The sequence below is a fragment of the Psychrobacillus sp. 05T411 genome (assembly GCF_056396485.1).
In genome coordinates, this window is sequence record NZ_JBFTLO010000011.1 from 1 (window position 1) to 13468 (window position 13468).

General features: G+C 38.0%; 13 protein-coding genes. 11 read left to right on the top strand and 2 right to left on the bottom strand.

The annotated features are described in order from the left end of the window. Window positions 1-596 precede the first annotated feature (596 nt). The 10 genes from AC1DFT_RS10775 (at window position 597) to AC1DFT_RS10820 (ending at window position 10320) form a co-directional block, all read left to right on the top strand. Window positions 597-1553 (top strand): sugar kinase, encoded by a 957-nt coding sequence (locus AC1DFT_RS10775; RefSeq protein ID WP_477919202.1) that lies wholly within the window; start codon window positions 597-599, stop codon window positions 1551-1553. A 54-nt stretch (window positions 1554-1607) separates the two neighbouring features. Then, window positions 1608-2228, top strand: coding sequence for a bifunctional 2-keto-4-hydroxyglutarate aldolase/2-keto-3-deoxy-6-phosphogluconate aldolase (locus AC1DFT_RS10780; protein WP_477919203.1), 621 nt, complete (start codon window positions 1608-1610; stop codon window positions 2226-2228). A 16-nt stretch (window positions 2229-2244) separates the two neighbouring features. Further along, window positions 2245-3318: a mannonate dehydratase gene (gene uxuA, locus AC1DFT_RS10785; protein WP_477919204.1), complete on the top strand. Its 1074-nt coding sequence runs from the start codon at window positions 2245-2247 to the stop codon at window positions 3316-3318. Beyond that, complete coding sequence (locus AC1DFT_RS10790) at window positions 3318-4154, top strand: SDR family oxidoreductase (protein WP_477919205.1); 837 nt, start codon at window positions 3318-3320, stop codon at window positions 4152-4154. Before uxuA ends, AC1DFT_RS10790 begins: the two co-directional genes overlap by 1 nt. Before the next feature lie 6 nt (window positions 4155-4160). Then, window positions 4161-5165: a LacI family DNA-binding transcriptional regulator gene (locus AC1DFT_RS10795; RefSeq protein ID WP_477919206.1), complete on the top strand. Its 1005-nt coding sequence runs from the start codon at window positions 4161-4163 to the stop codon at window positions 5163-5165. 95 nt (window positions 5166-5260) lie between these two features. Then, window positions 5261-6598, top strand: a complete 1338-nt coding sequence (locus tag AC1DFT_RS10800) for a gluconate:H+ symporter (protein WP_477919207.1) — start codon at window positions 5261-5263, stop codon at window positions 6596-6598. Between the two features lie 173 nt (window positions 6599-6771). Further along, the gene (locus tag AC1DFT_RS10805; protein WP_477919208.1) at window positions 6772-7911 is read left to right on the top strand and encodes an acyl-CoA dehydrogenase family protein; all 1140 of its coding nucleotides are present in this window, start codon (window positions 6772-6774) and stop codon (window positions 7909-7911) included. A 136-nt stretch (window positions 7912-8047) separates the two neighbouring features. Continuing rightward, window positions 8048-8416 carry a cytochrome c550 gene (gene cccA / locus AC1DFT_RS10810; protein WP_477919209.1) on the top strand — a complete coding sequence of 123 codons (369 nt, stop codon included), beginning with the start codon at window positions 8048-8050 and terminating at the stop codon, window positions 8414-8416. Window positions 8417-8506: 90 nt separating this feature from the next. Continuing rightward, complete coding sequence (locus AC1DFT_RS10815) at window positions 8507-9199, top strand: tRNA (adenine(22)-N(1))-methyltransferase (protein WP_477919210.1); 693 nt, start codon at window positions 8507-8509, stop codon at window positions 9197-9199. 2 nt (window positions 9200-9201) lie between these two features. Further along, window positions 9202-10320 (top strand): Nif3-like dinuclear metal center hexameric protein, encoded by a 1119-nt coding sequence (locus tag AC1DFT_RS10820; protein WP_477919211.1) that lies wholly within the window; start codon window positions 9202-9204, stop codon window positions 10318-10320. A gap of 44 nt (window positions 10321-10364) precedes the next feature. Here the strand turns inward: AC1DFT_RS10820 and AC1DFT_RS10825 are convergent, their stop codons facing one another. Together AC1DFT_RS10825 and vrrA are read right to left on the bottom strand one after the other, a co-directional pair. Further along, a complete protein-coding gene (locus AC1DFT_RS10825) occupies window positions 10365-11345 on the bottom strand; it encodes a 4-hydroxy-3-methylbut-2-enyl diphosphate reductase (RefSeq protein ID WP_477919212.1) in 981 nt (326 codons plus the stop codon). 77 nt (window positions 11346-11422) lie between these two features. Further along, window positions 11423-12061: a VrrA/YqfQ family protein gene (vrrA, locus tag AC1DFT_RS10830; RefSeq protein WP_477919213.1), complete on the bottom strand. Its 639-nt coding sequence runs from the start codon at window positions 12059-12061 to the stop codon at window positions 11423-11425. Window positions 12062-12165: 104 nt separating this feature from the next. On the opposite strand from vrrA, the gene AC1DFT_RS10835 reads away from it, so the two are divergent. Continuing rightward, window positions 12166-13464: a DEAD/DEAH box helicase gene (locus tag AC1DFT_RS10835; protein WP_477919214.1), complete on the top strand. Its 1299-nt coding sequence runs from the start codon at window positions 12166-12168 to the stop codon at window positions 13462-13464. Window positions 13465-13468: the final 4 nt, after the last annotated feature.

The window sequence follows — 13468 nt, forward strand, 5'->3', positions numbered from 1 at the left end:
CCGCAATTTAGTTGCTCTCGTGCTGATTTGGTTGCTTTCCGATTAGAATTGATTGCTCTCCACTTGGTACTGGTTGCCTTCCATCATCAATTGATTGCCCTTATCCATTTCCTGGATGATATTACTGGATAGTGTATTTACTAAAAAATTATTTTCCACTGCATTTCTACTATCCATTTTTAAAGCAATACGATAATTTGCTAGCAAATCTTGTGGATTGAAGCGGAAGGGCGGCGACTCCAGCGGGATGAGTGAGACAGATGAACCATCACAACGGACGCGTAGCTACGGTGATGGTTCATCGCTCACCCCGCGGAAAGCGTCCGCCCTGCAGCGAAAATCATAGCGGTCACCGTACGACGCATTTTCCCTAGAATACGTCGCAGGGAGTTCTATGAAACGTCTACTATAATGATCAATAAAAAAATAACTTACTATTTTAAATTTATCTTGTAATTGAAAACCCTTTCAGTTTATAATCTATATAAACCGATTTACTAAACCGGTTTATAAAAAAGAAAGTAAAAACATTTATGACTAGTTTAGTTATTAACTAGAATAGAAAAGTGCTACTCATGTGAAAGGAGTAAATGATTTTGGTTTCAAATTTTGGTGTTTTTACACTAGGGGATGCTCTGATTACATTTAATCCATCCGAAACTGGACCGCTTAGATATGTCCCAACTTTCTCACGAAAAGTAGGAGGGGCTGAATTGAACTTTGCGATTGGTTGTGCACGCTTAGGACTTAAGTCAAAGTGGATGAGCCGCTTAGGTGGCGATGAATTTGGTCGAGTTATTTATAATTTTGCACGTGGTGAAGGAATCGATGTTTCTGAAGTGAAGTTAGTAGAAGGTTATCCAACTTCTTTAAACTTTAAAGAAATTCGTGAAGACGGTTCTGGAAAAACATTTTATTATCGTTATCAATCACCCATTTTAACGATGGAACCAAGCGATATTACCGAAGCGGTGCTCGATGGTGTGGATATTGTTCATTTAACAGGCGTATTTTTAGCAATTGACCCTAAAAATATTGATATCACCATGAAAGTGTTGAAGCTTGCGAAAGAAAAGAATATTCCTGTTTCGTTTGATCCAAATATTCGGTTGAAGCTTTGGACAATAGAAGAAGCCATTACCGCATACATGAAGGTATTTCCGTTTGTGGACATTTTACTTACAGGTCGAGATGAGATTGAAATGATACTAGGAGAGTCTTCTGAGCGATCGCTTGTAAACTTTGCAAAACTATTTCATATCTCCCATCTTGTTATTAAAGATGGCGGAAACGGTGCGAAAGTATTGTTAAGCAATAAGTGGCATGAGAAAGAAGCCTTTAAAGTACAGCCTATTGATACAGTTGGAGCAGGAGACGGCTTTGATGCTGGTTACATTTATTCATACTTACATAATTACTCTCCACTTGAAAGTTTACAATTTGCTAATGGAGTAGGGGCACTTGTGACAACGGTTTCAGGAGATAATGAAGGACTACCTGAACTCGATGAAGTATTTGCATTTATTCGAAATGAAAAAGTAATTGAGAGATGAACATAATTTGGAAAGAAAAAGTTTTCTACTTTCAATACAAGGAGGAAAGATTAAATGTCAAAACATGAAATTCTTGCACAACTGACAGCAACAAAAGTAGTGGCAGTAATTAGAGGAAGTAGCTATGAAGAGGCTGTTCAACTGACTAAAGGAGCTGTAGAGGGTGGTATTCGTGCAATTGAGTTAACGTATACAACGCCACAAGTGCAAAAAGCATTCGAAGAACTACAAGACGTAGATGCACTACTAGGTGCTGGAACAGTACTTGATCCTGAAACAGCAAGACATGCAATTCTACACGGCGCGAAATTTGTCGTAAGTCCTCATTTTAGCGAAGAAGTTGCAACTGTATGTAACAGATATGCGATTCCATATTTACCTGGTTGCATGACAATCCGAGAAATGGTGAAAGCACTAGAAGCTGGATGCGACATTTTAAAACTTTTCCCGGCGAATAATTTTAGTCCTTCTTTTATTAAGTCTGTGAAGGGACCACTTCCACATGTACAAATTATGCCGACAGGCGGGATAAATGCAGGGAATATGAAGGAATGGCTTGATGCAGATGCAGTTGCTGTTGGTGTAGGCAGTGATTTGAATAAAGCATATAAAGCGGGCGGCTACGATGCTGTTGTAGAAGCAAGTAAAAAATATATAGAAGCAAGCGGCAATTAAAAAGGGAGGTAGTACGATGAATATTACGTTTCGTTGGTATGGAAGAGACAATGACACTGTGACACTGGAGCAGGTAAAACAAATTCCAGGTACAAAAGGGATTGTATGGGCACTACATCAAAAACCTGTTGGAGAAGTATGGGAAAAAGAAGAGATTAAATCGGAAATCGATTATATCCAATCATTTGGTTTTCATGCAGATGTAGTAGAAAGCGTTAATGTACATGAATCGATTAAATTAGGTAATAGTGAACGTGATCAATATATTGAGAACTACAAAGAAACCATTCGTAACTTGTCCGAATTTGGCGTAAAAGTCATTTGTTATAATTTCATGCCAATTTTCGACTGGACTCGTACAGAAATGTTCCATCCCCTAGAAGATGGTTCTACTGCTTTGTTCTTTGAGAAATCAAAAGTAGAAAATTTAGATCCACAAGAGCTTGTGAAAACAGTTAGCGAAGCATCCGATTTAACTTTACCAGGATGGGAACCAGAGAAAATGGCTAGAATTGCGGAATTATTCGAAGCTTATGAAGAAGTAGATGAAGAAAAGCTGTGGGATAACTTAGCGTACTTCTTAAACGAAATATTGCCGGTTGCGGAATCCGTTGGTATTAAAATGGCCATTCACCCAGATGATCCTCCGTACTCTATTTTCGGATTGCCAAGAATTATTACGGGTGAAGCAAGCTACGAAAAGCTAATTGAAATTTCGGACTCGGCTGCAAACGGTTTTACTATGTGCACAGGTTCAATGGGTGCTAATCCTGAAAATGATATGGTTCAAGTAGCAAAAAAATATGCTGATCGTTCTCCGTTCTCTCATATTCGTAATGTGAAGGTTTATGATAATGGGGACTTTGTAGAAACATCCCATTACACAAGCGATGGCTCGATTGATGTAAAAGGTGTTGTACAAGAGCTACACAAGCAAAATTATGATGGATACGTAAGACCAGACCATGGTCGCCATATTTGGGGAGAAGTTTGTCGTCCAGGTTATGGCTTGTATGACCGTGCGTTAGGCATTATGTACTTAAATGGATTATGGGATGCCTTCGAGATGAAGAAGGGGGATGCAGAATAATGATTCCTATTCATGAAAATTTAAAAGACCGTGTTGCTGTCATTACTGGTGGAAGTGGTGTTTTATGCTCCCGAATGGCGCGAGAACTTGTGCGACAAGGGGTTAAAGTAGCAATTTTAAATAAAACTGCTGAAAAGGGTCAAAAAGTGGCATCAGATATTTCAAAGGCTGGCGGAACAGCCATTGCAATCGAAACAGATGTTTTAAATAGAGAATCGCTTGTTCGTGCGAAAGAAATAGTTTTAGAGCAATTTGGTCGTGTAGATATTTTGATCAATGGCGCAGGTGGGAATCATTCGGACGCAATTACTGGACCAGAAAAGTTTGTGGAAAATGGGGAAGGCAAATCATTTTTTGAATTAGACGAAAACGGATTTTCAAATGTCTTTTCACTGAACCTTACTGGGACGTTTCTTCCAAGTCAAATATTCGGGAAAGAACTATTGAAAGCAGAAGCGCCTGTTATTGTGAATATCTCATCTATGAGTTCGTATACACCTCTTACAAAGATACCAGCTTATAGTGCTGCAAAAGCATCTATAAATAACTTTACGATGTGGATGGCCGTTCATTTTGCTGAAACTGGTTTGAGAGTGAATTCAATAGCTCCCGGCTTTTTCTTAACAACGCAAAATAAAGATTTACTGCTAGATGAAAATGGAAACTATACGGCACGTTCTCAAAAGATAATTGAAGCAACCCCTATGAAAAAGTTTGGTCAGCCGGAAGATTTACTCGGAGCATTGCTTTTTCTAGTAGATGAATCGTACTCCTCCTTTGTTACAGGCACGACACTAGCAATCGACGGAGGATTCATGGCTTATTCGGGGGTGTGATGTTAGATGAACAATGTAACCATAGCTGATGTTGCCACTCATGCAAATGTATCTAAAAGTACAGTTTCCCAATATTTAAACAAACGATACGAATATATGAGTGAAACTACACGTAAAAGAATTGAAGAGTCGATTAAAGAGTTGAATTATCGACCAAATATTGTAGCACGTAGTTTAAAACAAAAATCTACTTTCACGGTGGGAGTAATCGTGGCTAACATTCTTCACTCATTTTCGACTCAAATTATTCGTGCGATTGAAAACAATTTTCATGAACATGGCTTTCATATTATTGTGTGTAATGCCGATGATGAACCGGAAAAAGAAAGAAATTATATCGAAATGTTAATGGCAAAACAAGTCGACGGTATTATTATCTTTCCAACTGGGGGAAATTTAGATTTATATAAACAAATGAAAAAACAAAAATATCCAATTGTATTTATGGACCGAACAATCGAATCCATAGAGATTCCGACAGTAATGCTGGACAATCATCAAGCATCCAAGTTAGCTGTTGATCTTTTCGTGGAAAACGGTTACACACGTATTGCGATTGTCACTACTTCGATTATTCGAAATATTAGTCCACGTATAGAAAGGATCGAAGGGTATAAACAAGCACTGGAGCAGCACGGTTTGACGATCGATCCAGCATACATCAAAACTTCGGAGCCGGAAAATATAGAAGAGGTACTAAACGAGTTATTTAACCATGATCAAGTGCCAAAAGCTATTCTAGCTGCAAATGATAGGGTTTTAATAGAAGTATTAAAATATATAAAAAAGAGGAATTTAATCATTCCTAATGATATAGCAGTTATCGGTATTGATGATGTGTCATTTGCCAGTTTTTTTACACCACCTATTACGACTATTTCGCAACCTGCTATCGAAATGGCAGATCAAGCAGTTAGTCTGCTATTGGATCAAATTAGAAATGAAGCGAATGCTAAAGATTCGAATATATACCGTTTATCAGCTACTTTGAATAAAAGAGAATCATGCTAATTTAATAGATTAATCATTTATTTCAACATGGTGTGCATAATGAGAGGTAGAAAAGTGTTAATTAATAAAGGGTTAGTATATGGGAGGAAATATACATGGATTGGATAATAGAATATTTGCCATTAATTTGGGTTGCTTTAGGGGTAGCGTTACTATTATATTTGAATATAGTTGTAAAGCTTAATAGTGTATTGGCTCTACTTATTGTAGCAATTCTAGTTGGTATTTTAAATGGGTTAACATTAGATGCAGTTATCGTATCGATTAAAACTGGATTTGGAGGTACGCTCGGTAGTTTAGCGATTATTATCGGGATGGGTGCTGTTCTGGGTAAACTAATGGTCGATTCTGGAGCCGCACAACGTGTAGCTTCCACTTTATTGAACAAATTTGGTGTGAAGAACGTAGAATGGGCAATATTAATTGTCGGTTCAATTTTTGGAGTTTCCGTTTTTTATGAAGTAGCCTTTATCATTCTTGCTCCACTTGTAATTAGTATCGCGATTGAAGCTAAAATTCCTTACCTTCGTCTAGGAATTACAATGGTTGCTGCGGCTACAATGGCGCATAGTATTTTCCCTCCACAACCTGGACCAACTGCACTTGTAGAAGCGTATGGTGCAGATATGGGGATGGTATACATATTGGGATTAGTCGTTGTAATCCCAGCAGTTATTGCAGCAGGAATTATTTTACCTAGATTGTTACGTAATCTAGATCGTCCAGTGCCACCACTATTGAAAAAATCGAAAGAATTTACAGATGGTGAAATGCCTGGTTTTGGAATTAGTTTAGTCGTTCCACTATTACCTGCAATCATTATTACGAGTGCTACTGTGTTAAATCTATTTATAGACGAAACGACAAAATTTGCTCAAATTGTAAACTTCTTTGGTAGTGCTGAAATTAGTATGATACTAGCTGTATTAATAGCTATCTATGTATTCGGTATTAAAAGAGGGCGCAAAATGCCTGAAATTATGTCTTCATTCTCAGGTGCAATTGAAGGCATAGCAATGATTGTTTTCATCGTTGGTGCTGGTGGTGCTTTTAAACAGATCATTTTAGACACAGGTATTGGTGATTTCATTGCTGGTATGATGGAGAATACAAGTGTGTCTCCGTTAATAATGGCATGGGTCATCACAGCGATGATTCGTATTGCAACCGGGACAGGCGTTGTTTCGGCAATTACTGCTGCTGGAATCGTTGGCCCACTCATTCATACATTTGATGTGAACCCTGTACTAATGGTATTAGCAACTGCAGCAGGAAGTAACACAATTACTCACGTAAATGATGCATCGTTCTGGTTGTTCAAAGAATACTTTAACTTATCGATTAAAGATACGTTCAAAACATGGGGTCTTCTATTATTTACGACATCGATTGTTGGACTTGGAGTAGTATTAATCTTGAGCTTATTTATATAAATAAATTGAAACTGTCTTAAAATTCTTGGAAACAGGGATTTAAGACAGTTTTTTTAAAATTATGTTAAGCACTAGTTTATTATAGATACTTTTTCATATTAATCTCCAAAATAATTTTATTTTCAGTATAATGAAATAGTAAGTGTTTTAATATTTACAAAGGGGATGGAGAAATGAATTTTGATTTGACGCAAGAACAACAAATGATTCGCAAGACAATTCATGAATTTGCGAATGAGGTAGTCGCACCAGGTGCAATCGAGCGAGACAAAACGAAAGAGTTTCCAAAAGAGATTTTTAAACAGCTAGCCGACATGGGGATGATGGGCTTGCCGTTTGCAGAAGAGTATGGTGGAGCTGGAGCAGATACAGTAAGTTTTGCTATTGTAACAGAGGAACTAAGTCGTGCATGTGCATCGACAGGTATTACTTATTCTGCACATATTTCACTTGGAGGGGCTCCTCTAAACTTGTTTGGAACAGAAGAACAAAAACAAAAATATTTAGTGCCAATTTGTACGGGTGAATCATTCGGAGCATTCGGACTAACAGAACCTAACGCTGGATCGGATGCAGGTGGAACTCAAACGACTGCCAAAGAAGATGGCAACGATTTTGTTATTAATGGTAATAAGTCATTTATCACTAATGCAAGTTATGCCAAACATCTAGCATTAACGGCAATTACAGATGTAAATGATGGTAAAAAAGAGATTTCCGCTATTATTGTACCAACTGATGCGGAAGGATTTAAAGTGATTGATAATTACGAGAAAATGGGTCTGAATGCATCGAATACGACTGAATTAGTTATTGAGAATGTTCGAGTACCGCAAGAAAACTTGCTTGGGAAACGTGGTAATGGATTCAGACAATTTTTAGTAACGCTTGATGGCGGGCGAATCGGTATAGGAGCGATGGCAGTTGGAATTGCGCAAGCTGCATTTGACCGCGCATTGCGCTATTCAAAAGAACGGAAACAATTTGGTAAAACTTTATCTGAATTTCAAATAACGCAATTTAAGCTAGCAGATATGGCCATGAAAATCGAATTAGCAAGAACAATGGTATATAAAGCAGCATGGTTGAAAGATCAAGGGCGAGCGTTTGGCAAAGAGGCTGCTATGTGCAAACTATACGCTTCAGAAATTGCGATGGAAGTGGCAGATCAAGCAATTCAAATTCATGGCGGCTATGGCTATATGAAAGAATATGAAGTAGAACGTTTTATGAGAGATGCAAAACTTCTTGAAATTGGTGAAGGTACATCCGAAGTGCAGCGCATGGTAATTTCAAGACATATTGGTTGCTAAGTCGAAATTATGTCTAAATTGTCACAAAGAAATAAAACTTCCTCCTTAGGACTTTTCGTTTTGGTTAGAATGCAGTACAATATTAGTGTTGACTAATTCTATTTAGAAAAGTACATATCAAGAGGGAGGGTAAATTATGAAAAAGAATCCAATTATTCCGTTTCTATTAATTATGGGATTTGGAATTGGTTTAATTTTCTTCTTATCGATTCAAGGTGTTAATAACAAAGAAGAAATGGCTGCTACAGAAGAAGCTGCTGAAGGTGGCGGCGAAACGGCATCTGCTGGTGAGTTCGACCCTGAAGCATTTGCTCAAGGTAAATGTATCGGATGTCACGGTAACAGTTATGAAGGACAAGGTGCTTTCCCATCACTAGTAGGAACAGCTCTTTCTGAAGATGAGATTAAAGACATTTTAGCTAATGGTAAAGGTGCAATGCCAGGTGGTTTAGTACCAACTGAAAACATCGATGCTATGGCTGCATGGGTTAAATCTTTAGAATAGTACCATTTTTAAAAGACCATCGATTCTATAAAAGAATCGAGGTCTTTTTTATTTTTTGTTATAATGAGATACGGAAGAGGTGTTTACTATATGAATGCAAAAAATTTATCGGACAGACTGAAAACAGTCGCTTCTTTTGTTAAAAAAGATACTATTTTAGCGGATATTGGAAGTGATCATGCTTATTTGCCTTGTTATCTAGTACATACAGGTATTATTACACAGGGAATTGCAGGAGAAGTAGTAAAAGGTCCTTTTGAATCGGCGCAAAAGCAAGTGAGAAGTGAAGGCTTAGAACAACAAATAGACGTACGTTTTGGAAATGGACTTGAAGTGATTCAAGCGGCTGACAATGTGCAAACCATTACAATTGCAGGTATGGGAGGTCCCCTCATTGCTTCCATATTGGAGGCTGGGAAAGAAAAACTTTCAACTGTAGAAAATTTGATATTACAGCCGAATGTGCATGCAAAAGCGATTCGTGAGTGGGGCCAAAAAGAAAATTGGAAAATCGTGAACGAAACAATACTTGAAGAACATGACAAAATTTACGAAATTGTTGTCCTTCAAAAAGGTCATATGGAACTTACTGAACAAGAATTATTAGTTGGTCCATTTTTAATGAAAGAAAAATCAGCTGTTTTCCATAAAAAATGGTCAAATGAACTACGCGAATGGCAACGAATCATAGACCAACTAAATAATTCTGCCGAGTCTAAGGAAGTACAACAAAAGAAAGAAGAGCTCGAAAGAAAAATCGCCTTAGTAAAGGAGTCGTTATAAACATGAAGCAAACAAATGGTCAACAGATCATCTCTCTTTTTGAACAATGGGCACCAAAATCACTAGCTGTTGAAGGAGATTCGGTTGGACTTCAAATAGGTACACTTAATAAGCCGGTTTTCAAAGTACTTGTTACACTAGATGTTAATACAAAAGTTGTTCAAGAAGCGATAGAGCAGGGATGTGAGTTAATCATTGCACACCATCCTCCTATATTCCGCGGGATGAAAAATATGCGAACAGATTTGCCTCAAGGAAGATTAATCGAACAATTAATCAAGCATGATATCGCTGTTTACGCAGCACATACGAATCTTGATATAGCAACTGGCGGAGTAAATGATTTATTAGCAAATGCATTGCAACTAGAAAATGTAGAAATTTTAGAGCAGACAACTGCAGAAAAGTTAATGAAATTAGTAGTATTCACACCAAAAGAGTCAACCGAACAAGTAAGAGTAGCTCTAGCGGACACTGGAGCTGGTCAAATTGGTGATTATACCGATTGCAGTTTCATCTCACAAGGACAGGGAAGATTTAAACCTTCCGAAAGCGCTGATCCTTATATTGGTGAAGCCAATGAGCTTGCCATTGTAGAAGAAGATAAAATGGAAGTAGTATTTCCTGTTTCGATTAAAAATCGTGTACTAAAAGCATTGCTTGCAACGCATCCTTATGAAGAGCCTGCATATGATTTATACGAGCTAGATGTAGAAGTAAACGAAAAAGGGCTAGGAAGAGTCGGGATATTACCAAACTCGATTAATCTGGCCACATATGCCCAAACAGTGAAAAACCAATTACAAGTTCCATTTGTTCGTGTAGTAGGGGATTTGAATAAACCTGTCCAAAAAGTAGCGGTATTAGGCGGGGATGGTAATAAATATATCCATGCAGCCAAAAGAGCAGGTGCGGATGTGTTAATCACAGGAGATTTATATTTTCACGTTGCACAAGATGCCGAGGCGATTGGTCTTGCAGTCATTGATCCGGGACATCATATAGAACAAATTATGAAAACTGGGGTCTCCGATTATATGAATACAATATGTAAAAATAAAAATATTACATGCACCTTTATTCCATCTAAACTATCTACTGAACCATTTCAGCTGATATAAGTAAAAAGAAGCTGCTTCCGATTGATAGAAGCAGCTTCTTTTTATTAGTTGTTAACTGGATATGGTTCAATACGATCCACTGGTTTAGGTACTTTAATTTTTGGTAATATTTTTTCTGGCATTACTTTTTTCGTTGTATCATGAGTCGTAGGATCTTTTGGATCGTACTTCTCTAGAAACTGAATAACTTCCTTCACAATTGGAGTAGGAGTGGATGCTCCAGCAGTGACCGCAACATGGTTTACATTTTCTAACCATTCCAATTTCAAATCTGAAATATCTCCGATACGATAAGAAGGTGTTCCTGCAATTTCCTCTGAAACTTGTGTGAGTCTGTTAGAGTTATTACTCATCGGATCTCCAACAACGATTAATAAATCTGCTTCTCCAGCTTGTTCTGCAACGGCTTCTTGTCGAACTTGTGTCGCAAGGCAAATTTCTTTATGAACTTCAATTTGCGGATACTTTTCTCTTAAACTATCCATTAAATGTACAACATCCCATTGTGACATCGTCGTTTGGTTCGTTACAAGTAATTTGTCTGTTTCAATTGTTAACTCTTCCACATCTTTTATTGTTTGAACAAGATGCACTTTATCAGGTGCTACACCAATTGCACCTTCTGGCTCGGGGTGGCCTTTTTTCCCGATATAAATAATATCAAAGCCTTCTGCCGTTTTTTCTTTTATTAAGTCATGTGTGACAGTAACATCAGGACAAGTTGCATCAATCGAAACTAATCCTTTTTTACGAGCGAGTTCCTTTACTTCAGGAGAAACTCCATGTGCCGTAAAAATAACAGTACCCTGGTCTACTTTAGAAAGAATATCTAAACGGTTTTCACCGTCTAACGTAATAATTCCATCTTGCTCAAACGCATCAGTTACATGTTTGTTATGGACAATCATTCCTAATATATATATCGGCCTTGGAAGAGAAGTGTCGAGTGCAGCATTGCGGGCAATAATCATTGCATCCACTACACCGTAACAATATCCCCTTGGCGAAATTTTTTGTACAATCATTTCAGAAACTCCCTTCTGGTACGAACATATATCTATTATAACGGAGCCCTGGGCTGAATACAAAAGTTTAACTATTATTAAAACGGCGGTTGGAAAATACGTGGAAGTGAAGCACCGTTCGTTACTGCGGCAGTTCTTGCTACACTAGAGGCAGCCGAAGCGGCGGTTGTAGTAGCAGTGGCTGCAGCTGCCGTATTTGGAACACTTTGAAACCCGCGGTATAACTTCAGTAGTGCAGGCACATTTTGAATCATAGGGGCGTATTGTCTTACCATAGGGGTAAGCTGTTGGGCGGTATTTAAAAATTTATCGGCAGTTTGTAAATAGGACATTGCTTTACTAGGTCCTTGTGCTGCCTGTGCAGCTTGTGATGCTCCTTGTGCCATACCTCCGAATGGGTTACTCGATTGCATCCCGCTGGCCATACCTCCAAATGGGTTACCCGATTGCATTCGGCCTGCTATATTTCCGATATTGCCTAAAAAGTTACCGGTAGGACTATTTGCTCCCATATTGGAGGCTATATTACCAAGATTACTGAAAAACCCACCGCCTTGGCTAGTAGGTGCTGAGGGAGCGGAAAAATTTCCTAGACCACCGCCAAAAAATCCTCCAGCAGGCGAGGAAGGTGGAGTTTGGGGAGCCCCTGTAAAATTTAAAAAACCACCGCCAATGTTTCCAGCTTGAGAAAACGGATAAAAAGATTCGTAGCGCATTTTTTCATCTCCTTTCGAACAAATAAAGACTAATCTATTCTATGCAAATTATACGTTTTATGTACAATCGTGGTACAATAAAGAAATGTGAGGGAGGGACTAATATGTCCAAATATACAGATTATAATTTTCAGCCTTTTTTACAAAAAGCAATCGATAAACTAGGCTTCCAAGAACCAACGCCAATTCAAAAAGAAATCATTCCTTTAGTGTTAAAAGGGAAAAGTGCGATTGGTCAAGCACATACTGGAACAGGAAAAACACATAGTTTTTTGATCCCAATTGTTGAAAAAATAGATGCTAGTAAACAAGAAGTACAAGCAATTATTACATCACCAACAAGAGAGCTTGCAACTCAAATTTATAAAGAGTTGAACAAGCTAGTAGAAGGTACAGAGATTCAAACAAAATTATTTATTGGTGGTACAGACAAAGTACGTTCCATCGAAAAGTTGAAAACGCAGCCGCAAATTGTTGTAGGTACACCAGGAAGACTTCGTGATTTAACTGTAGAACAAGCATTACTCGTGCATACTTCGAACATTTTAGTAGTCGACGAAGCAGATTTAGCGTTCGACTTAGGATTTATCAATGAAATTGATCAGTTCGCATCTCGAATGCCAGAACAACTGGAAATGTATGTATTCTCTGCAACGATTCCAGAAAAACTACAACCATTCTTAAAAAAATATATGGATGCACCTGTTCATATTAAAATCGGAGACAAACGTCCCGTTGCAGAAGGTATAGATTTTACAGTTGTACCGGTGCGTAGTAAATCACGTAAAAAACGTTTACTTGAAGTTATGGAAGGAATCAATCCATATTTAGCGATTATTTTTGCCAACACAAAGCAAAATGCGAATGAAGTAGCGAATTTCTTACAAGAAAATGGGATGAAAGTGGGCGTTGTGCACGGGGATATCGCGCCTCGTGAACGTATACGTGTGATGAAGCAAATTCATGACCTAGAATTCCAATATATTGTTGCAACGGATTTGGCAGCACGTGGAATTGATATTCCAGGCGTAAGCCATGTCATTAACTATGAAATTCCGGATGATTTAGAGTTTTTCATTCACCGTGTCGGAAGAACTGCACGCGCAGGGCTTACTGGTTTAGCTATTACACTTTATGAACCATCAGATGAAGATGCATTAAATCGCATCGAAAAGATGGGTATTACGTTTGAACATAAAGATGTTATAAATGGCGAGTGGTCGGAGTTAAAAGAAAGACATGCCCGTAAAAATCGTCCAAAAATGGAAAATGAAATAGACGCCAAAGCAAAAGCATTAGTACGTAAGCCGAAAAAGGTAAAGCCAGGCTATAAACGTAATATGAAATGGGAAATGGAAAAAGTAAAGAAGAAAGAACGTCGCATTAAAAACCGTAAGAAATAAGGGG